Below are 21,520 nucleotides of genomic sequence, written 5' to 3' on the forward strand. Positions count from 1 at the left end.
GGTGCACGCCAGGCAGATTAGCATTGTCCCGACCCTAACGTCCTCCTCAACGGGAGGACTGGATTATTGCGACAGTTCGGCTGTATGATTGCGCCATGAACAAGGCGCTGCCCCGATCCCCCCATCCGCGCAAGCGATTGAACGTCGCTTTCCTGCTTGCCGACCGTTTCACGCTGTCGGCTTTTGCCAATTTCGTCGATGTGCTCCGTCTGGCGGCCGACGAAGCGGACCACTCCCGTCCGATCCACTGCGACTGGACGGTGCTCTCGGCAGACATGAACCCGGTCCGGTCGAGCTGCGGCGTGACGATCCAGCCCGACACGCGGCTGCAGCGGGCCGGAAGCTACGACTATATCGTCGTGGTCGGCGGACTGCTTGGCGAGGCCAGCGCCCTGGCCCCCGAAGCGGTGCGGTTCCTGCAGGCAAGGGCGGAGGAAGGCGTGCCGCTCGCGGGACTGTGCACGGGCGTGTTTCTGCTGCACGAAGCGGGTCTTTTGAGCGGCTACCGCTGCTGCGTGAGCTGGTTCCACCATCAGGATTTCCTGGAGCGCTTCGACGGAGCCGAGCTTGTCTCCGACCAGATCTTCGTCGTCGACCGCGATCGCCTTACCTGCTCGGGCGGGCACAGCGCGGCGCATCTGGCGGCTTTCCTGGTCGAGCGTCATGTCGGCCATTCCGCGGCAACCAAGAGCCTGAGCATCATGATCATCGACGGCGCCATGAGCGCCGACAAGCCGCAGCCCGGCTTCCCGATCAGGCTCGCCGCCAAGGACCCGCTGGTCCGCAAGGCGCTGATCCGGATGCAGCAGAAAATCGACGGCCCCGAAACGGTTCTGGAGCTGGCGGACGGACTCGGCGTGAGCCGCCGCCGCCTGGAGCGGAAATTCCTCGCCGATCTCGGCACCACCCCTTCCCGGGCCGGCCTCCAGCTCCGGCTCGACCACGCCTGCGCGCTTCTCAACAGAACCGAAAAGACGGTGACGCAAATCGCCTTTGCGACGGGATTCTGCGACACCTCCCACTTCATCCGGGCGTTCAAGTCCGGGCTGGGCCTGACGCCGGCCGAATTTCGCCGGACCGAATTTCGCCGGACCAAGGGCCGTTCCACGGACGGCCCGCAGCGGGCGGTGGGCGTCCTGCTTCCGCAGGCGCAGCCACCGGCGGACTGATCGACCTCGCCCGATCCCGGCATGCGGCGGCCGGCGCAAATATGCGCCGGAACCGCATCAGGCGCGCGGCGGGACCGGCACGGCGGCCTCCTCCCCAGCCGGAGCGCCACTGCGCGCCGCGTAGGACCATGCGCTGTGGTCGAGATCGAGGTCGGAGAACTGCCGCGGGTCAAGAACCGGACGCGCGACGCCCGCCTTCAGCTGCGCGCGGAAGTCGCCGAGAATGCGCAGAAGCACCGGAAAAAGCATCACGATCGCCATGAGGTTGACGAGCGCCAGAACGCCCATCAGCGGGTCGGAGAAGAAGAACACTGCCGTCGCGCCCGGCGCGGTGGCGCCGAGAAAAACGACGGCGATGATGGCGAGCCGCAACACGTGCAGCGCCGGTGCGCTCCTGGTCATGACGCTGAGCGCCGTCTCGCCCAGATAGTAGTTGTAGATGATCGAGCTGAACGCAAAGAGCAGGATCGCGAATGTCAGGAAGTATTGCGACCAGACTCCGAGCTGGCTGACCAGCGATTGCTGCGTGAGCGCCACGCCGTCCATGCCCTCGGCGCCGGGCACGTAGACAGGGCTGAGAAGGATCATGAAGGCGGTGCAGGAACAGATGATGATCGTATCGATGAAGACCGAGAACGACTGGGTGATGCCCTGGCTGATCGGATGCCGCACATCGGCGGTCGCCGCCACATTGGGTGCTGAGCCAAGGCCCGCCTCGTTCGAGAACAGGCCACGCCGCAGGCCCTGTGCCAGCGCCGCGCCCACGCCGCCGCTGACGGCTTCCTCCAGTCCGAACGCATTGGCGATGATGGTCCACAGAACGCCCGGCAGGTCGGAAATGTTGAGGACGATGATCAGAAGCGCCATCGCGATATAGCCGAGGGCCATGATCGGGATAATGACGTCCGCGACCTTTGCGATGCGCCGGATGCCGCCATAGACGATCAGGCCGGTGATCACCGCCAGCAGCAGTCCGCTCCAGACACGGTCGACCCCGAGGCTGTCGTTGGCGGCGCCGGCGAAGGTGTTGCCCTGGAAGGCGTTGAAGCCGAAGGCGAAGGCCGCCATCAGGCAGATCGCATAGACGACGGCCAGCCAGCGATACTGGGCTCCAAGACCGTAAATGATGTAGCTGGCGGGACCGCCCCTGTAGGTTCCGTCGCCGTTGGAGCGCTTGTAGAGCTGGGCGAGAGAGGATTCGACCAGGCTCGTTGCCATGCCTATCAGGGCGATCACCCACATCCAGAAGACCGCACCCGGCCCGCCGAGCGTGATCGCCACGGCAACGCCGGCGATGTTGCCGCCGCCGACACGGCCGCCGACGGAAACGAGGAGCGCCTGGCGCGCGCTGATCGCGTTCGGATCGCCGCTCTGGTTCTTGGAGGAAAGGACCCTGAACATCCTGCCGAAAAACTCGAACTGGACGAACCCGCTCATGAGGGTCATGAAGACGCCGAAGATGACCAGGATGGGGATCAGCGACCACCCCCAGGTCAAATCTTCGACCAGGCCGAAAAGCCCTCTGATCACATCCATCAGCTTCTCCTTTTCCGGCGTGCTGCAACCCAGGCGACCCGGCGCCCGCTCCAGGCTCAACTATCGGCCGAAGGCAGCGGCAATGACAAGCGGCAAAGACCTTCTATGCCCAACTTCCGGCGCGGCGCGGAACTTGCCCTCGACCGCCTCATGCGGTTGCGCAGGACGACAGACGCCGATGGGAACGGGGCGGCCGGAAGGCCATCCCCACGGGCTTCGGTCCGGCGCGACGACGGACCTTGGTCCGTCGGCCGTTTCGCCACTCGTCCCATAATTGCCCGGCAATGGTCGGACGGCGGCATATCCCGGGAACTCAGCCGTCACGATCCGGTTGGCCTCGTCACACGTCTAAGGAGGTTCCGATGGACAAGAGCATATACCAGGCCAGATGGCTGCTTGCGCCGCTCCTTGGGCTCGGCGTCGGGTTTTTTGTCCTTGGCGTGGTTGCCAGCTAGGCGGCAACCGCAAACGACACCTGCCGCGAAACAAGCGCGGCACGCCGGGGCCAGTGGCGCCCCAGAGTCAAAGTCACGCGCGCAGCTGTCTGTCCCTTCCTGCGCCGTGAGCCCGTCGACGGTCTGAATACCGTCGACGGGCCTTCCTTCCGGCCAGCCTGGGTTGCAGACCACACGGGCGACACAAATATGATGTGGTCTGATGCCTGGTTATCGTCGGCGCCGCATGCGCAGATCACCCGCCGGACGCTGCCGTCGATGACGATCGGCCGATGATGGTCGTTTGCTACACTGGTGGAGATGCGAATGCCGTGCCGCCGCAAATTCCTCTTGGCAGCCATAGGTGCGCCCGTGGCGGCAATGTCTGCCGCTACGCCTTTCCAGATCGCCTATCGCGGGCCGGTTCCCTCACTGGTCGCCGGAGCCGCTCGGGCGCAGGGCAACAGCGGCGGGCAGGGCGGCGGCAACAGCGGCGGCAACGGTGGCGGCGGCGGCAGAAGCGGGTCCGGGAGCAGCGGGGCTGGCAACAATGGCAGGGGCGGCAACGGCAATGCGGGGGCAGCCGGGGGCGGAAGCGGCGGCCGGTCCGTCGGCCGGTCGCGCAATGGCGCGTCGGCCCGGACCGATGGCACGTCCATTGAAGTGCGCCATCACAACGGCATGAGGGAAGTTCTCACGAACGGCCACTACATCATGACCGATGCGCAAGGCCGAACGATCATCAACAGAGCCGCCACGCCATCGGACCGCGCGCGGCTGCAAGGCATGGCCAGATAGCGGTTCGGCGAAGGCCGCGTGTGCGGGCACGGTCCGGGCGGTTCCCGGCGGAAAGTCCGTCCTTCACCGGTGTTCGACCGCGTCGCGGAACGCCATGGCGGCTTCGGTGCGGTTGCTGACGCGCAGCTTTGCCAGGATATGCGTCATGTGATGCTTGATGGTCTTTTCCTGGAGACCGAGTTGCAGGGCCACGCGCTTGTTGCTCAATCCCGCCGCGACCAGCTTCAGTATCTCCCGCTCCCGATCGGTGAGATCAGAGACCAGATCGGATTTGGATGAAAGATCGGTGCGTGCCGGACGATCGGAAAGCAGCCGGGCGGACAAAGTCGGCGTGACATAGCTTTCACCCGAAGCGACGGTTCGAATGGCCTCGGCGAGCGCCCGCGATCCCACGCCCTTGAGCACATAGCCTTTCGCTCCGCTGCTCAACGCCCGGGTCACGTCGTCGCTGGCCTCCGACACGGTCAGCATGATGATCTTCTGGTCGGGAACCATCTCGAGGATCGGCCGGATCGCGCTGGTCCCGCCGCACGGCATCGAGATGTCCATCAACAGGATGTCGGGGCGCTTCTGCTGAACGATCCGGAGCGCGTCTTCGCCCGTTCCACCTTCTCCAACGATCTGAAAGCCGCCGATCTCCAGGAGGCTGCGTGTGACACCCTCCCTGAACAGCGGATGATCGTCGATCACCGCGATCGTTATGGGCTCCATCAGGCCTGCTCCGCTTCTTCCATGGCCAGCGACATTCTCACCCTCGTTCCTTTTCCGGGCGACGATTTTACGGAGAACCGGCCGCCGAGGCTTTCCACGCGCTCGCGCAGGCCTGCAAGGCCGAGGCTTTCGGGGCGGACGAAGTTGGCGTCGAAGCCGGGCCCGTCGTCGGAAACCTCGATCACCACGTTTCCGTTCTCATGGGTGTGCCTCACGCATTGGCGCACGCCCCCGCCATGCCGGTATCCATTGTTCAGCGCCTCCTGCACGAAGCGAAAGACGCAGATCTTGGCAGACGACGACATCGGCAGGGGCGCGGGAGATGATATCAGGCGGACCTTGCTGCCCGTCCGCTGCTCGTGCGCCCGCACCGCCCTTGCCAGAACCTCCGGCAGCTCGGCGCTCTCGATATCGGGAAGCACGAGGCCGCTGGATATGCTTCGGATCTCGCTCATCGCCTCGTCGAGACATGATTTTATCGCAGATACGTCTCGCGCGTGGTTGTCGTCCGAGCGCGCCGCATCGGTCAGCGCCGTGCTTTCCAGGCGCAGGGACGCAAGGGCGATCAGCTGCGCTGGCCCATCATGCAGGTCCGCGCCGATGCGCCGGAGATAGCTTTCATTGAGCGCGGCGGCGCGCCGGGACGCGCGCTGCACGCGCTCATGCAGCGCCTTGTTCTGCGCCAGCAGGTCGGTGAGTTCGCTCACGCGCGCCTTGAGCGCCTCGCGCTGCCGGTCGATCGTGCGGCTGCCGCGGACGACGATCACCGACAGCAGCATGAAGAAGCCCAGCGTGGCAAGCGCCACGGACAGCCAGCTGAGGATGCGCGCCCGGTTCAGGCTGTGCTGGAAATCCGTGGCGATCTCGTCGAATTCGGACACGGCGACGACCTCGCCCGACCAGGGCTGGAGGATGGGATTGTAGATCTCCAGGAGAGGCTCGCCCGATCTGCGTTCCGCTCCGCTCTCGACGTCGTCCAGCCGGTCAAGCTCAGAAATGATCTCGCCCGAGAAGGCGGCCCTCAGATTCTCGCTGGGCTCGAAGCGCTTGCCGATGAGGCTCTCGTCGTTGGCGTAAAGAATGGTGCCGTCGCGACGCCACAGCCTGAAGGACTTCAGGCGGTCGGCCAGCGCGCCCTGCCCCAGGGTCTCGTCCAGGGCCCGCGTGACCGTCTCATCGAGCACCTCGTTCCGTCTCATGTCGGGAAGGAGCGGCGCGATCACGCTATCGACGTAGAGAGCCGTGCTCGCGGCCGAATTACGCGTGACCGCCTCTTCGATCAGACGGGTGACGAGGCCGCCCACCAGCAGCATCGCGATGAGCGTCACGATACCGCCCGCCAGCAGGAATTGCTTGGCCAGGGACTGAGAGACCCAGCGATCTACAAGGCCATCCATACGCTGCACGGCACTTCCAGCTTTGCGCCCCCAGAACTCTCTGCGAACTCTCTGCGGGCTGTCGTTGCCCTTCCTAGCTATGGCGGGAACGCGATGCGGCAAGGTTGCCTAGGCTTTCGGGACGGGGACGGGGAGGGTGACGTCGTCCTTGACCGTCTCCATGACGACATAGGTATGGGTCTGGAGCACGCCGGGCAGTTTCGATATGACCTCGCCCAATGTCTTCCTGTAGGCGTTGATGTCCTTGCTCCTGACCTTCAGCAGATAGTCATAGCCGCCCGCGACCATGTGGCACGACTGGATCTCGGGAACGCGGCGGACTGCCGCGTTGAAGGCTTCGAGATCATCGGCCGTCGTTCCCTTCAGCTGGACCTGCACCATCACGATATGTCCGGCATTCATGACCACCGGGTCGAGCTTTGCGAAATAGCCGCAGATGACGCCGGCTTTCTCCAGCCGCCTCAGCCGTTCCGCGCACGGCGTCTTGGTCAGGTGCACCCGCCGGGACAGTTCCACCACCGATATCCTGCCGTCCTTCTGGATCTCGTCCAGAATTCGCAGATCCGTCGGGTCGAGGCCGCCTACCGCCATCCCGCTGACGATCGGGCTGGCGATCGCCGGTCTGGTGGGGCTGAAGTTCCGCTCCAACTGAAGACGCCGAGACCGCCCGCCCGGTCGCCCCCGCCTGACCCGGCTTCTCTACCCGACGAAGTGTCCTCGCCGCCCGGCGGGGGCATATTCGTTCCGGCTTTCATGCGCCACCCACTGCGGCCAATGGCGCAAGCGCCGCCTCTCGGCCCGTTTCGCCGCATGGGCGGTAACGCATCGCACGGCGCAAAGCCCGCACCCGGCCCGGCCCTCTCGCAGACCTCACCAGCCGCCCCGGCATCCAGCGAGCGAACTCGCGCCGCCCACCCCCATTGACTCCTCCGCCGCGCCGCTCTTATAACTAACCAGTCAGTTACATCTCAATCCTGACGGGAGGAACCTATGAAACGTTTCGCGCTTGCCGCATTGGCAGCCACATTTCTCACTCTGCCGGCGCACGCCCAGTGGAAACCCGACAAGCCCATCAACATCATCGTGCCGTGGGCGGCCGGCGGCTCCACCGATCAGGTGACGCGCGTGGTCGCGCCTATCCTGGAAGAGGCGCTCGACGCGCAGATCGTCGTTGTCAACCAGCCGGGTGCTTCGGGCTCGATCGGAACCAAGGCGGCGCTCGATGCGCCGCGCGACGGCTATACCTGGACCGCCAACGCGATCGCCAACAACGCCACCTACGCCGTGACCGGACTGATCGAGGACACCAGCATCGAGGACTACAGGATCTACCTGCATGTCGCGAATGTGCCGGTGGTCTCGGTCCACGCCGATTCCGAATACCAGGATTTCGGCGAGCTGCTCGAAGCGATGCGCACGGGCGACGCGGTCACCGTCGGCACGGCGGGCGTGAACTCCTCCGGCGGCATGGCTCTGGCGGCCATCAAGGAAGCGGCGGGCGATATCAATGCCCGCATGGTCTCCTATGATGGCGGCAACCCGGCGGCCATCGCCGCCGCCAGCGGCGAAGTCGTCGCCACCACCCAGCTTGCGGTCGAGCAGACCGAGATGATCCGCGGCGGCAGGCTGCGGCCGCTGGCCGTGCTTTCCGACGAGCCGCTGACCGTGGAAGGGCTCGACCCCATTCCGCCGATCACCGAATGGCTGCCGGACATGCACATCGCCGCCGACTATTTCGGCATCCTGATCCCGACCGGGGCACCCCAGGAAGTCTATGACGCGGTCGACAAGGCATGGGCCGAGCACGTCGCCAATTCCGAGGAACTGCAGACCTACGCCAGGGAGCGTGGAGCGGTGTTCGACCCGGCCTATGGCGAAGAGGCCCTGGCAAAGGCGATGCCCGTGATCCGCGCGGAAGCCTGCGCCCGCGTGGAACGCGGCGAGGCCGTCGTCGACCCGTCCGAGATCGGCATCGACTGCAAAGCCGCCGAATAGGCCCGCATCGAACGACGCAGCAGCCGCGCCGGGCTGACCCCGGCGCGGCCAGACCGAGAACCCTAAAAAACCGGCAGACCGCAACCATGCGCGCTGATCTCTACACCGCACCGGCCCTGTTCATTCTGGGCGCCGCGATGAGCTATGGCGGCTATGTGATGGACCGGCTGGAAATCCGCCAGATCCATCCGGCCTCGATTCCCGGCCTCGTACCGATGCTGCTGGGCGCCGCCCTGATGCTTGCCGCCATCGTGCTCTTTCTGCAGGCGCGCAACGCCTTGGCGAGCGGACCGCAGCCCGAAGCCGACACCGGCTCGACACGGGATCTGGTGCTGACGGCGCTTTCCTGCGGGGTCTATGCGCTGCTGCTTGTCGGCAACATGCCCTTTCCGGCCGCCACCGCGATTTTCGTGGCGAGCTTCATCCTCATTTTCGAGGCCGACCCGTCCAAGGGCAAGGCCCATCTGGCGCGGATCGCCGCAATCGCAATCGTGCTGGGCGTGGCCGTCGCCGCCGCCACCAGCATCCTGTTCCGCTACGCATTCCTGGTGAGGCTGCCGTGATCGAAGCCTTCACCCGCCTTTTCGACGCGTTCGCGACGCTCTCGACCTTCGAGATGGTGTTCCATGCCGCCTGGGCGACGCTGCTCGGCATCGCGGTCGGCAGCCTGCCGGGCCTGACGGCCACCATGGGAGTGGCGCTCCTGACGACGCTCACTTATTCGCTGCCGCGCGAGGCGGCGATCCTGGTGCTGATCTGCATGTATGTAGGCGCGATCTATGGCGGCTCGCGCAGCGCCATCCTGCTCAATATTCCAGGCACGCCGGCAAGCGCGGCGACCACGCTGGACGGCTTCCCGCTGGCCAAGCAGGGCCGCGCCGCCTATGCCATGAGCGTGGCCACCACCGGCTCGACGCTGGGCACGCTGGTGGGCATCGTGATGCTGGTGGCGCTGGCGCCGGCGCTTTCAGAACTGGCGCTGAAATTCGGCTCCTTCGAATATTTCTGGCTGGCCGTTTTCGGCGTGCTCATCTCCGGCCAGCTCACCTCCGGCACGACCCCAGTCAAGGGATATATCGCCGGCATTCTGGGGCTCATGGTGGCGATGATCGGCTCCGAAGGCATCCACGCCCATGTGCGCTTCTCCTTCGGCTTCGACCAGTTGAACGGCGGCATCGGCCTGATCCCGGCGATGGTCGGCGCATTCGGCTTTGCCGAGGTGCTGATGGTGATGTGGCAGCCCAAGGCGCAGGTCGTGCGCTCCGAGGGCGAGAAAGGCGCCGGCCTCCCCCGCTTCATGGAGGCCTGGAAATATCGCGTGACCGTGCTGCGATCCGGCATCATCGGCACGCTCGTGGGCCTCATACCGGGCGTCGGCGAAGATATCGGGGCATGGGCCTCCTATGCCGCCGCCAGGCGCAAGAGCAAGGAAAGGGACCAGTTCGGCAAGGGCTCCATCGAAGGTCTGACGGCCGCCGAAACCGGCAACAGCGCCGTCGTGCCGGGCGCCCTCATTCCCGCGCTCACGCTTGCCGTGCCCGGCTCCGCGCCGGCGGCGGTGCTGATCGCCGCGCTCTTCATCCACGGCATCCGCCCCGGCCCGATGATCATGATCGAGCAGCCGGACTTCATCTATCTCGTCGCCGTCATGCTGTTCTTCGCGACGGTGGCGATCTTCATCTTCGGCATATCGCTCGCGCCGGTGTTCGAATTCGTGCTGCGGGTCCCGCGCGAGCGGCTGATGCCGGTGGTCTTCACGCTTTGCGTCATCGGCCCCTACGCGCTCACCCAGCGCATCTTCGACATCTGGGTCATGGTGTTCTTCGGCTTTCTCGGCTTCGCCTTGCGACGACTGGGCTATCCCATGCCGCCGCTGGTGCTGGGCATCATCCTGGGCGATCTTCTCGACAAGAACCTGCGCCGCGGCCTGACGCTCAGCGACGGCGATCTGTCGCCCTTCTTCACGCGGCCTTTCTCGATGGTCTTCGTGGCGCTGATCGTCATCACCATCATGGCCGGCATTCCGGTTGTCAGGCGGCAGGTCGGCCGGCTATCGGGGGCGCTGGCCAATAGGGGGAGGGGAACATGAGCGACGCCCGCATCGTCGACGAGCGCCATATGCCGAGGACGCTGAAACCGCGCCCCGACGACGCGCCCAAGCGGGACGCCGAGCGGACCCGGCAGGACATCCTCGCCGCCGCCATGAACGAGTTCGCCGAATATGGCGACACGGGCGCCCGCATCGACCGCATCGCCGAACGGGCCGGCTGCAACAAGGCGCTGATCTATTCCTATTTCGGCAACAAGGAAGAGCTCTACGCCGTGGTGCTGCGCGAGGCCTATATCCAGATCCGCAAAGGCGAGCGCGAGCTGGATCTCAGCGCCCTCGGGCCGAAGGAGGCGATCGTCAAGCTGCTGCGCTTCACCGCTCAGCACTTCCACGACAATCCCTGGTTCATGCGCCTGCTGAACACCGAGAACCAGCGCCGCGGCCAGACCATCCGCGCTCTTGAAGGCGTCGCGGAAATCAACTCGCACCTGGTCGAAATGCTGCGCGAGATCATCAAGCGCGGCCAGGCCGAGAACCTGTTCCGCCCGGATGTCGATCCGGTCGAGCTCTATCTTTCCATCGCCGGCTTCTTCTATTTCCCGCTGTCCAACAGCTACACGCTCTCGATCGTCTTCAAACCCGGCATCGACACCGACCGGTGGCTCGAGGAACGCAAGAAGCACGCGGAGGAAATGGTGCTGGCCTATCTGCTGACGGACAGGGCCGCGTGACCGGCCGCGCCCCGTTCCTCTCCTTCTGCAACGAGCTGCTGGCCGAAGAGGGCCTCGGCCTTGCCGAGCAGGCGCGATTCTGCGCCGCGGTCGGCTATCAGGGCCTGGAGCTAGCGCCGGCGACGCTGGCCGGGACGCCGCACCTCGTTTCGTCCGCGCAGGCGGCCGAGATGCGAAAGCTCGTCGAGGGCGAAGGCCTGGTGGTCACCGGCCTGCACTGGCTTCTCACCGCCTATCCGCACCTTTCGCTCACCAGCCGCGACCCCCGCCAGCTTGCCGAGTTGAAGGACGTCATGCTCGGCCTGCTCGACCTGTGCGCCGCGCTGGGCGGCAAGATCATGGTGCACGGATCGCCGGGCCAGCGCCAGATCGACGCGCAGGAGGCGCTGGACGATGCCATCGCCCGCGTCGCCGATTTCTTCGGCCCGATAGCGGAAGCGGCGGCGGCCCGCGGCCTGACCTATTGCTTCGAACCGCTTTCTGCCCGGGAAACACGCTTCATCAATACCGTTTCGCAGGCGGAACGGCTCGTGGAGAAGGTCGGACACGAGGCCTTCCGCACCATGATCGACACGAGCGCGGCGGGCCAGAGCGAGGATATGCCGGTGGCCGATCTCATCCGCCGGAAGCTGCCCGGCGGCAGCATCGCCCATATCCAGCTCAACGACACCGACCGCGGCGCGCCGGGCACGGGCGGGGATCCCTTCGCCGACATCATCGCCGCCATCCGGCAGGCCGGCTGGGACAGGCCGCTGGCGCTCGAACCCTTCAAGACCATCGGCGACGCGCGCGCGACGGCCGCCTATGGCGCGGCCACGGTACGCGCCTATTGGGAGGCGGCGGCATGATTGGGCTTTCGTTCCGGGATGATCGTAGCATGCGGATGGGAGGCACGGCATGAGCTCTGCGCAACTCGCCTTCGCCATCAAGTCGGTGCGCATCCATGAGCGCCCGGTCGAACTGCGGCTGCCCTTCAAGTTCGGCAGCGCCGCGGTGCGGCGCACGGCACAGGCCTTCGCAGCGATCATCGTCGAGACCGCGGACGGCCGCCGGGCGACGGGGCACTCGGCGCAGCTCATGGTGCCGCGCTGGTTCAACAAGGCGCCGGGGCTGACCAACGAGGACACGGTCGAGGAGCTGCGCGAAAGCGTGGCGCAGGCGCGGCAGGCTGTGCGCGGCGCCTCGAACACCGCCAGCGCCGCCGCCCATGCCGCCGACTGCCGCGCCGGCGTCGAGGCGGCCATGACCGGCGGAGGAACGCCCCGCCTTGCCGCCGGCTTCGGCCCGGCGCTGCTGGAGATGGCGCTGATCGACGCTGCCTGCCGCCTCGCCGGCCTTCCCTTCGACACGGCGCTCAACGCCGATATTTTCGGCCTGACGGACCATTGCCCGGACGACCTGTCGCAGGACGCCCTCCTGCACCGGCTGCGCAAGGCGCGCCTGCCGCGCTCCATCTTCCTGCGCCACACGGTGGGCCAGGATGCGCCGCTTTACGAGCGCGAGCTGGGCCCCGGCGCCCCCGAGGACGGCCTGCCCGTCGCGCTGGAAACGGTGATCGCAAGCCAGGGCGTGCGCTACTTCAAGATCAAGCTGAACGGCGACCTGGACGAGGATGTCGGGCGGCTGGAGCGCCTTTCCGCCTTCCTCGGCGAACGCTGCCCGGACTACCGGGCCACGCTCGACGCCAATGAGCAATACGATCTCGACGCATTTGCCGGGCTGGCGGCGCGCTTGGCCGGCGATGCGGCGCTCAAGCTCTTCGCCGAGCGCATGCTGTTCGTCGAGCAGCCCTTCGCGCGCGATGTGGCGCTCGGGCATGACGGCATCGCCGATCTGCTTCGCCGGACCGGCCTGCCCGTCATCATCGACGAGAGCGACGAGAGCCTCGACAGTTTCCCCCGGGCGCTCGAGCTCGGCTATGCGGGAACGTCGGTCAAATCCTGCAAGGGCGTCTTCCGCGCCCTCATTAACGCGGCCCGCGCCGACCAGCATCGAGCCGCCGGACGCACGGCGCAGCTTTCGGCCGAGGACCTGACCTGCCAGCCGGGCCTGTGCATCCAGCAGGATTTGGCCATGGCCGGGGTCTGCGGCGCCACCCATATCGAGCGCAACGGCCATCATTTCGTAGCCGGAATGGCCGGTGCTCCCGAGGAGGAAGTCGCCGCCTATCTCGACCGGCACGGCGATCTCTACCGCCCCTTCGGCGACGGCGACGCGACGCTCGACATCATCGACGGAACCTTGTCGCTCGGCTCGCTGGCAACCCCCGGCTTCGGCTCGGCCGTCACACCTCAGTTCGACCCATACGCATCTCAGGAGACCTCGGAATGAAGAAACAGCGCATCGGCATCATCATGCACGGCGTCACCGGACGCATGGGCATGAACCAGCACCTCATCCGCTCGGTGCTGGCGATCCGCGACCAGGGCGGCATCGCGCTTTCGGACGGCACGATGCTGGTGCCCGACCCGATCCTCGTCGGCCGCAACCCGGACAAGATCGAGGCGCTGGCGACCCGGCTCGGCGTCGCCCGCTTCACCGCCGATCTCGACGCCGCGCTCGCCAATCCGGACGACACCATTTTCTTCGACGCGGCCTCCACCAAGCTTCGCCCTGAACTGCTGAAGAAGGCGATCGACGCCGGCAAGCATGTCTATTGCGAAAAGCCCATCGCCGAAAAGCTGGACATCGCCGTCGACATCGCCCGCTATGCCAAGGAAAAGGGCGTCAAGAACGGCGTGGTCCACGACAAGCTCGACCTGCCCGGCCTGCTCAAGCTCAAGCGGCTGCGCGATGCCGGCTTCTTCGGTAAGATCCTGTCGGTGCGCGGCGAGTTCGGCTATTGGGTGTTCGAGGGCGACTTCCTGCCCGCCCAGCGGCCAAGCTGGAACTACCGCGCCGAGGATGGCGGCGGCATCATCTCCGACATGATCTGCCATTGGCGCTACGTGCTCGACAATGTGTTCGCGCCGGTCAAGTCCATCTCGTGCCTGGGCGCGACCCATATCCCCGAGCGCTGGGACGAGAACGGCAGGCCCTACAAGGCCACCGCCGACGATGCGGCCTATGCGACCTTCGAGCTCGAAGGCGGCATCATTGCGCAGATCAATTCGTCCTGGGCGGTGCGCGTGCGGCGCGACGATCTCGTCACCTTCCAGGTCGACGGCACCCATGGCTCGGCCGTGGCCGGGCTTCATTCCTGCCTCACCCAGCACCGCGCCAACACGCCCAAGCCCGTGTGGAACCCGGACCAGAAGCAGACCATGAACTTCTTCGACGATTGGGAGGAAGTGCCGGACAACATGGTCTTCGACAACGGCTTCAAGGTGCAGTGGGAAGAGTTCCTGCGCCATGTGGCCGAGGACGGCCCGTGGAAATACACGCTGGTCGAGGGCGCCAAGGGCGTGCAGCTCGTCGATTGCGCGCTGGAAAGCTGGCGCAAGCGCTGCTGGGTCGACGTTCCGGCGCTGGAGATCTGACCATGGCCATGCTGAAACTGCCGGACGCACAAGGCGGGCTCGTCCCGCTCACGCTTTCCACGCCGAAAAGCCACCCGGTCGAGCCCGCTGCCTATAACCGCAAGGTGCTGGCCGCCGCCCATGTGGTGGCCGATCCGCTGGCCGATGTCGACCCATGGCTGGAGCCGGCCATCGACTGGGACCGCACCATCGCCTTCCGCGAGCATCTGTGGGACCTCGGGCTGGGCGTCGCCGAAGCCATGGACACCGCCCAGCGCGGCATGGGGCTCACCTGGGAGCACTCGCTGGAGCTTATCCAGCGCTCCGTCGCGGCGCAGAAGGCAAGGGGCGGCGGTGCCGTGATGGCCTGCGGCGCGGGCACCGATCACCTGCCCCCCTCCCCCGATCTCTCGCTCGACGACGTGATCGCGGCTTACGAGGAGCAGTGTGAGGCCGTCGAGAAAGCCGGAGGGCGCATCATCCTGATGGCCAGCCGGGCGCTCGCCGCCTGCGCCAGATCGCCCGACGATTACGGCATGGTCTACGACCGCATTCTCTCAAAGGTGGCCGAGCCGGTCATCATCCATTGGCTGGGCGAAATGTTCGATCCGGCGCTGGAAGGCTATTGGGGCTCGTCCGACCATATGAGGGCAATGGACACCTGCCTCGACATTCTCGCCCGCAACGCGGCCAAGATCGACGGCATCAAGATCTCGCTGCTTTCGGCGGAAAAGGAAATCGCCATGCGCGAGCGCCTGCCGGAAGGCGTGATCATGTATACGGGAGACGATTTCAACTATCCCGACCTGATCGAGGGCGACGAGCGGGGCTACTCGCACGCGCTGCTCGGCATCTTCGACGCCATCGCCCCGCAGGCGGCCAGCGCGCTGACGGCGCTCGGCAAGGGCGAGCGGGCGCGCTATCGCGAAATCCTCGACCCGACGGTTCCCCTGTCGCGGCACATCTTCAAGGCGCCGACGCGCTTCTACAAGACCGGCGTCGTGTTCCTCGCCTATCTCAACGGCTTCCAGGACCATTTCACCATGATCGGCGGCCAGGAGAGCACGCGCTCGACGCTGCACCTTGCAGAACTGATCCGGCTTGCCGATGCAGCCGGCGCGCTGAGCGATCCCGAACGGGCCGCGGCGCGGGCGCGGCCCGTCTTCGCGGCGCGTGGGCTGGAGGTCTGAGATGCCTTCCGCAAAGGACATGTCGCTCAACACGGCGACGGTGCGCGAACAGTGGAATCTGCGCCAATGCATCGAGGGCGCCGCGCGCCATGGGCTGGGCGGCATCGCGCCGTGGCGCGACAAGCTCGCCGAGCTCGGCGCGAAGGAAGCGGCCCGCATGATCGCCGATAACGGCCTTGTCGTCACCGGCCTTTGCCGGGGCGGCATGTTCACCCGCGACGGCAAGGTGAGCCAGGCAGCGCTCGACGACAACAAATCCGCCGTGGACGAGGCCGTGACGATCGGGGCGGCCTGCCTCGTCATGGTGGTCGGGGGGCTGGAGCCGGGGTCGAAAGATCTCGGCTCCGCCCACCGCTTCGTCGAGGAAGGCCTTGCCAAGACGCTCGACTATGCGCGCGCTGCCGGCATGCCCGTTGCCATCGAGCCGCTGCATCCCATGTACGCCGCCGACCGCGCCTGCGTGTCGACCATGCGCCAGGCGCTCGACATCTGCGACCGCCTCGGCCCCGGCATCGGCGTCGCCTGCGACGTCTACCATACCTGGTGGGACTTCGAGCTGGAGGCGCAGATCGCCCGCGCCGGCAAGGACCGCCTCATGGCCTACCATGTGTGCGACTGGCTGGTGCCGACGACCGATCTCCTGCTCGACCGCGGCATGATGGGCGACGGCGTCATAGACCTGCCGCGCATCCGCTCTTGGGTCGAGAAGGCCGGCTTCACCGGCCTGCAGGAAGTGGAGATCTTCTCCGCCCAGAACTGGTGGAAACGCGATCCCGACGAGGTGCTCGCCACAATCGTCGAACGCGCGGCGATCTGCTGACATAGCAGAGCGTGAGGAATTCCAGGCGGAGCCAGGCACCCCACCGTCGTCATCCCGGAAGCCCGAAGCGCTATCCGCGACTCATTGGAAGGTCATCGTAGAACGCGACCCCTCTGAGCTTGTCGAAGGGCTCGCCCCGGCGCATGTCAGCGTCAGCGGTCCCTTCTGCAGAACTCGGCCGCGCCAACCCAATAGGCCCCGGCTCTCCCTGCGGACAGGATGTGGCCGAAGCCAAACCGATCTGAACTCTCCCCGCCCCGTCAGAGCTGCGGCGCCGACGGCACGATTTCCAGGGGCAGGTCGAGCGATTCGAGCTGGTCCTTCACCTTGTCCGCGTCGCCGACGACGACCCAGATCATCTGATCGTCGTTGATCGCCTCGCGCGCGGCAGAATCGAGCTGCGCGGCCGTCATGTCGCGGTAATCCGCAGCGAGCGTGTCGTAATAATCGTCCGGACGCCCGTAGAGATCGTTGCGCTGCATCCCGTCAAGCACGGCATAGGAGGTCTCGAACCTGCCGGGAATTTCCCGGATGCGGCCGTTCTTGGTGCGCTCGAGCTCGGCAGCGGTCACGCCCTTGTCGGTCAGGAACGCCCTGATCCCGGTCCGCAGCGCGATGAGCGCCGGTCCGGTCTTGTCCGCCTGCACGGGTGCGGTGACGACAAAGGGAACGCGCCCCGCGACGCGGTCGATCTGCGCCGACACGCCATAGGACCAGCCCTTGGTTTCCCGCAGGTCCATATTCAGACGCGACAGGAAACCGCCGCCCAGAACCTCGTTGGCCGCGAGAAGATCGGTCATCTCCTCCGCCCCCTCGATCGCCAGGACCATCCCGCCGACGATGAGCGACTGCGGCGAATCCTTGCGGTCGACCAACACGATGCGCGGCCTGGGCGCGGGAAGCGGGGCATCGAAATTCTTCGTGCCGGCAGGCCCCTGCCCCTGCCAGTCACCGAAGCGCGCTTCCAGCAGCGGCTCGATATCGGCAAGCGGCCGGTCGCTGACCACGAAGAAGCGCGCTTTCTCGGGGCGGAACCAGGCGCGATGAAACGCAATGAGGTCGTCGCGGCCGGTCCCGGCAACCGCGGCGGGATCGCCCGTGCCCGTGCCCGGCGCCCCATAGGGGTGGGAGGTGCCGTAGAGCAGCGGGGGCAACGTGCGGAACGCAAGGCCGAAAGGCTCCGTCATCTCGTTCGCGATGCCCGCAAGCTGCCGCTCGCGCTGTTGCTCGACCTTGTCGGGCGCGAAGGCCGGATTGCGCACGATATCCGCGAACAGATCGAGCGAGGGCGCCAGATTGCCGGACAGCGCGGAGAGATTGACGTCGGTGCGGTCCATCGTTGCGCCGCCATAGATCGTAGCGCCGAGGCGTTCCTGGCGCTCGGCGATCTCAACCGAATCGAGGCTGGTTGTGCCTTCCTCGAGAAGCGCCGACATGAGGGCTTGCGTACCAAGCTTGGCCTGGGGATCGGCGGCGAGCCCTGCATCGAAGCTCAGCGCGATCCGCGTCAGCGGAACCGCATTGCGATTGGCATAGACGACTTCGACGCCGTTGGAGAGCTTGGTGCGCGTGACTGCAGGGAAATCGAGTTCCTCGACCCTGCCCAGTTCCGGCAGCTTCGAGCGATCGAGCGCAGCCTTCGCACCTGCGCTTGCCTCACTGGCAGGTGCGGGTTTCGGCTTTTCGTCCTCTTGAGGCGCGCTGGAATTGGCTTGCGACGCGACCGCTTCCTCGTAAGGTTCCCGGTCGCCGGGAACGACGCGCAGCGCATAGGCAGGGCGCTTCAGCCATTTCTGCATCGCCGCCGTGACCTGCGCCGGCGTGGTCGCGGCGAGGGCGGCGAGCTGCTTCTTGTAGAAATCGGGATCGCCGGAATAAAGCAGGCCTTCTGCAAGCGCGACGGCCTTGCCGCCAAAACCGCCCACCGATTCAAGCCCGGCAATATCGCCGGCGACCTTCCGCATGACGACGCGCTTCACTTCATCGACGGTTGGCCCTTTTTCGATATAGTCGGCCAAGATCGCATCGAGGCGTTGCGAAACCATGTCGGTATCGGCGCCCGGCGCTACCTCGACGCGCACCTCGAAAAAGCCGATCTGCGCGAGCATTTGCACGTTGGCTGAAACGCTCAGCGCAACCTTTTCCTCGCGCACCAGGATGTTTTCGAGCCGGGAGGTGGCGAGGCCGCCGAGCATGTAAGCACCCACGGAAAGCGGTATCGTGTCGGGATCGTTGAGACCGGGTACGATCCAGTTGCGATAGAGCTGCGTGGTGGCCACGCGATCCTTCATCACCTCATCCTTGCGGGCGACGAGCGTGGGGATCGGTGCGACGACGGGCTCCTTCTCCGGGCCTCGCGCGATGTCGCCGAAATATCTTTCGACCAGCGGCTTCGCGGTCTCCACATCGACGTCGCCGGCCAGCACGAGGACCGCATTGTTGGGCCCGTAATACTGGCGGAACCAATCGCGGACGTCCTCAAGGCTCGCCGCGTCGAGGTCGGCCATCGAGCCGATCGGCGAATGTCCATAGGGATGGCCTTCCGGCAGCAACGCCGCGAGCCGCGCGTATTCGACGAGGCCATAGGGCCGGTTGTCGCCCTGCCGCTTCTCATTCTGAACGACGCCGCGCTGGTTATCGAGCGTTTTCTGGGTTACCGCACCGAGCAGGTGGCCCATGCGCTCCGATTCCAGGAACAATGTCCGCTCCAGCGCGCCCGTTGGCACGGTTTCGAAATAGTTGGTGCGGTCGAACGAAGTCGTTCCATTGACATCGGTCGCGCCCATCTGCTGCAGCGGTTCGAAGAAATCGCCGGGCACGTTTTCCGTTCCGTTGAACATCAGATGCTCGAAAAGATGCGCGAAACCCGTCTTGCCCTTCGGTTCGTCCTTGGACCCCACATCGTACCAGACGGAGACGGCAACGATCGGCGCCTTCCGGTCGGTGTGCACCAGAACGCGCAGGCCGTTGTCGAGCGTGAAGCGCTCATACGGGATATCGACCTTTTCGATCAGCTCGCCGGTCGGAACAGGCTGCGACGGTTGGGCCAAGGCTGATAGCGAGACAAGGGCGATTATGGGCGCGGCAAGCACCCCGACTATAAAGCGATACATAAAATCCTTCCTCTTAATAGCAAATAACTCGAAACAAGATCCAATAATGACGGAATTTTGTTTTCGTTGCTTATAAAGATTAATTCCTAAATAGTTATTTACTATACATATTCAATACGGTTTGTACATCCACCATATACTGATCCGGATCATGGTCGCAATACCTCATGTACATCAATCGGAGACGACGCCGGCGCGCCCTTCTCACATTCTGCCCTGGGCGTTAAATGTGGCTTCATGAGTACCGAACGGAACGCACGGCCGAAACTCGGGATCATCCTGCCGGACGATCCCATCGCATCCGAGATGCATCGTCTCGATTCCTGGCTCGCCGCGAGAGGGCGCGACGACGTCACGGCGCTCACGCTTCTGTCCAGGATCGAGGGCGGGCATCTCGAGGACATCCTCTTCAAGGCCGGCGATGCGGAGGTCATAGGGCCTGTCGCGGGCGAGCTCGCGGCACTGGGCTGCGACGCCATCGTCTGGGCCTGCACCAGCGGCAGCTTCATCGGCGGGCTTTCCTGGGCGCAGGCGCAGGCGTCTGCCCTGGCCGTGATCGCGGCGCGCCCGGTCACCAGCACGAGCCTTGCCTTCATCGCCGCGCTGAACGCCCTTCAATTGGACAGGGTGCACCTGCTGGGGGCCTATCCCGAACCGGTAACGCAGGCGTTCAAAGCCTGCCTCGCCTCGGCCGGGATCTCGGTGGAACGATGGCAGGCCCTGGATTCGCCCGACGGCCCAAGCTCGTTCCGCCTCTCCCTCGTCGATGAGGTCGACCGTTTCGCCGGATCACTGCCGGCTCGTGGAGATGAACCCATCCTGATCCCGGACACGGCGATCAACAGCCTCGACCTCGTCGAAGATCTGGAAAGGCGAACCGGGCGCACGGTTCTGACAGCCAACCAGGTCTCGCTTTGGCATGGGCTTTCCCTGCTGGGAGTCGGAACAGCCATCTCCGGGGCGGGCCGGCTTCTGGCCGGCGAAACCCGTAACACAGTATCCTCGACATAAAGGAGCCCCCATGATCCCTGACACCATGAAGGCGGTGCTGCTCACCCGGCATGGCGACCTCGACGCCCTCGTCTACCGCCAGGACGTTCCCGTGCCCCGCCCCGCCGCCGGCGAGGTGCTGATCGAGGTGACGGCTTGCGGCATGAACAATACGGATGTGTGGGTGCGCCAGGGCGCCTATGGCAGCGAGACGGACCCTCAGGCGGTTTCCTCATGGCGGCGCGGCCGGCCGACGCTGACCTTTCCCCGCATCCAGGGGGCCGACATCGTAGGGCGCATCGCCGCCGTGGGCGAAGGCGTTGCGCAGGAGCGCGTCGGCGAACGGGTGATGGTCGATTTCAGCCTCTACAACCGCGACGACGACAGCCTCGCCGATATCGACTATATCGGCCACGGCCGCGACGGCGGCTACGCGGAGTATACGACGGTGCCGGCGGAGAATGCCCATGTCGTCGACACCGGCATGAGCGATGCGGAGCTGGCGACCTTCTGCTGCGCCTACCTGACCGGCGAGCACATGCTGGAGCGAGCGGGCGTGAGCGCCGGCGAGCGCGTGCTGGTGACGGGCGCCTCGGGCGGCGTCGGTTCGGCCATCGTGCAGCTTTGCCGGGCGCGGGACGCCATCCCCTATGCCGTCACCGGACAAGGCAAGGAGGCGGCGCTGCGCAGGGTCGGCGCGGAAGCCGTGATCACCCGCGAACAGGGCGACCTTGTGGAAGCAGTCGCGACGGCAACGGGCGGGGAACCTATCGATGTCGTCGCCGATCTCGTTGCCGGGCCGCTGTTCAACCCCTTGCTGCGCATCCTGCGTCCGGAAGGCCGCTACACCACCGCCGGCGCCATTGCCGGTCCGGTAGTTCAGCTCGACCTGCGCACCCTGTATCTGAAGCACCTGCAGTTGCACGGCTCCTCGCAAGGCACGCGAAAGGACTTCCGGCGCCTGGTCGGATATATCGAGACCGGCAAGGTCAAGCCGCTGCTAGCGCAAACCTACAGGCTGTCCGATTTCCACAACGCCCAAAGAGCCTTCATGGAAAAGCGCTTCGTCGGCAAGCTCGTCGTGGTGCCCGACGCCAAATGGCGGGAGGCGGGAAGCCCAGGTTAGGC

General features: G+C 65.7%; 18 protein-coding genes. 13 read left to right on the forward strand and 5 right to left on the reverse strand.

Annotated elements, in window-relative coordinates; translation table 11 throughout:
• Window positions 1–95: 95 nt before the first annotated feature.
• Window positions 96–1,169: a GlxA family transcriptional regulator gene (locus NTH_RS21530; RefSeq protein ID WP_338532017.1), complete on the forward strand. Its 1,074-nt coding sequence runs from the start codon at window positions 96–98 to the stop codon at window positions 1,167–1,169.
• Between the two features lie 57 nt (window positions 1,170–1,226).
• On the opposite strand, the gene NTH_RS21535 is transcribed toward NTH_RS21530, so the two are convergent.
• A complete protein-coding gene (locus NTH_RS21535; RefSeq protein ID WP_338532018.1) occupies window positions 1,227–2,705 on the reverse strand; it encodes an alanine/glycine:cation symporter family protein in 1,479 nt (492 codons plus the stop codon).
• Between the two features lie 761 nt (window positions 2,706–3,466).
• On the opposite strand from NTH_RS21535, the gene NTH_RS21540 reads away from it, so the two are divergent.
• The gene (locus NTH_RS21540) at window positions 3,467–3,937 is read left to right on the forward strand and encodes a hypothetical protein (RefSeq protein WP_338532019.1); all 471 of its coding nucleotides are present in this window, start codon (window positions 3,467–3,469) and stop codon (window positions 3,935–3,937) included.
• Window positions 3,938–4,000: 63 nt separating this feature from the next.
• On the opposite strand, the gene NTH_RS21545 is transcribed toward NTH_RS21540, so the two are convergent.
• From NTH_RS21545 to NTH_RS21555, 3 genes are all read right to left on the reverse strand, one after another.
• Entirely contained in the window at window positions 4,001–4,648 is a 648-nt protein-coding gene (locus tag NTH_RS21545) for a response regulator (RefSeq protein WP_422392455.1), read from the reverse strand.
• Window positions 4,648–6,045: a sensor histidine kinase gene (locus NTH_RS21550; RefSeq protein WP_338532230.1), complete on the reverse strand. Its 1,398-nt coding sequence runs from the start codon at window positions 6,043–6,045 to the stop codon at window positions 4,648–4,650. Before NTH_RS21550 ends, NTH_RS21545 begins: the two co-directional genes overlap by 1 nt.
• 108 nt (window positions 6,046–6,153) lie before the next feature.
• Window positions 6,154–6,636 (reverse strand): Lrp/AsnC ligand binding domain-containing protein, encoded by a 483-nt coding sequence (locus NTH_RS21555; RefSeq protein ID WP_338532231.1) that lies wholly within the window; start codon window positions 6,634–6,636, stop codon window positions 6,154–6,156.
• A 399-nt stretch (window positions 6,637–7,035) separates the two neighbouring features.
• On the opposite strand from NTH_RS21555, the gene NTH_RS21560 reads away from it, so the two are divergent.
• The 9 genes from NTH_RS21560 (at window position 7,036) to NTH_RS21600 (ending at window position 16,289) form a co-directional block, all read left to right on the forward strand.
• Entirely contained in the window at window positions 7,036–8,040 is a 1,005-nt protein-coding gene (locus NTH_RS21560; protein WP_338532020.1) for a Bug family tripartite tricarboxylate transporter substrate binding protein, read from the forward strand.
• 86 nt (window positions 8,041–8,126) lie between these two features.
• Entirely contained in the window at window positions 8,127–8,603 is a 477-nt protein-coding gene (locus tag NTH_RS21565) for a tripartite tricarboxylate transporter TctB family protein (RefSeq protein ID WP_338532021.1), read from the forward strand.
• Window positions 8,604–8,656: 53 nt separating this feature from the next.
• The gene (locus tag NTH_RS21570) at window positions 8,657–10,129 is read left to right on the forward strand and encodes a tripartite tricarboxylate transporter permease (RefSeq protein WP_422392460.1); all 1,473 of its coding nucleotides are present in this window, start codon (window positions 8,657–8,659) and stop codon (window positions 10,127–10,129) included.
• Window positions 10,126–10,821, forward strand: a complete 696-nt coding sequence (locus NTH_RS21575) for a TetR family transcriptional regulator (RefSeq protein ID WP_338532023.1) — start codon at window positions 10,126–10,128, stop codon at window positions 10,819–10,821. The genes NTH_RS21570 and NTH_RS21575 overlap by 4 nt, the downstream gene beginning before the upstream one ends.
• Complete coding sequence (locus tag NTH_RS21580; protein WP_338532024.1) at window positions 10,818–11,669, forward strand: sugar phosphate isomerase/epimerase family protein; 852 nt, start codon at window positions 10,818–10,820, stop codon at window positions 11,667–11,669. The genes NTH_RS21575 and NTH_RS21580 overlap by 4 nt, the downstream gene beginning before the upstream one ends.
• A 49-nt stretch (window positions 11,670–11,718) precedes the next feature.
• On the forward strand, window positions 11,719–13,152 hold the full coding sequence (locus NTH_RS21585; protein WP_338532025.1) for an enolase C-terminal domain-like protein: 1,434 nt from the start codon (window positions 11,719–11,721) through the stop codon (window positions 13,150–13,152).
• Complete coding sequence (locus NTH_RS21590; RefSeq protein WP_338532026.1) at window positions 13,149–14,300, forward strand: Gfo/Idh/MocA family protein; 1,152 nt, start codon at window positions 13,149–13,151, stop codon at window positions 14,298–14,300. The genes NTH_RS21585 and NTH_RS21590 overlap by 4 nt, the downstream gene beginning before the upstream one ends.
• A 2-nt stretch (window positions 14,301–14,302) precedes the next feature.
• Window positions 14,303–15,469: a dihydrodipicolinate synthase family protein gene (locus NTH_RS21595; RefSeq protein ID WP_338532027.1), complete on the forward strand. Its 1,167-nt coding sequence runs from the start codon at window positions 14,303–14,305 to the stop codon at window positions 15,467–15,469.
• Window position 15,470: 1 nt separating this feature from the next.
• Window positions 15,471–16,289, forward strand: coding sequence for a sugar phosphate isomerase/epimerase family protein (locus NTH_RS21600; protein WP_338532028.1), 819 nt, complete (start codon window positions 15,471–15,473; stop codon window positions 16,287–16,289).
• A gap of 260 nt (window positions 16,290–16,549) precedes the next feature.
• On the opposite strand, the gene NTH_RS21605 is transcribed toward NTH_RS21600, so the two are convergent.
• Window positions 16,550–19,402 (reverse strand): M16 family metallopeptidase, encoded by a 2,853-nt coding sequence (locus tag NTH_RS21605; RefSeq protein ID WP_338532029.1) that lies wholly within the window; start codon window positions 19,400–19,402, stop codon window positions 16,550–16,552.
• A gap of 237 nt (window positions 19,403–19,639) precedes the next feature.
• Between NTH_RS21605 and NTH_RS21610 the strand changes: the two genes are divergently transcribed.
• Complete coding sequence (locus NTH_RS21610) at window positions 19,640–20,413, forward strand: maleate cis-trans isomerase family protein (RefSeq protein WP_338532030.1); 774 nt, start codon at window positions 19,640–19,642, stop codon at window positions 20,411–20,413.
• 10 nt (window positions 20,414–20,423) lie between these two features.
• Complete coding sequence (locus tag NTH_RS21615; RefSeq protein ID WP_338532031.1) at window positions 20,424–21,518, forward strand: alcohol dehydrogenase family protein; 1,095 nt, start codon at window positions 20,424–20,426, stop codon at window positions 21,516–21,518.
• The last annotated feature ends 2 nt before the right edge of the window (window positions 21,519–21,520 follow it).

Source organism: Nitratireductor thuwali (assembly GCF_036621415.1).
Classification (GTDB): domain Bacteria; phylum Pseudomonadota; class Alphaproteobacteria; order Rhizobiales; family Rhizobiaceae; genus Chelativorans; species Chelativorans thuwali.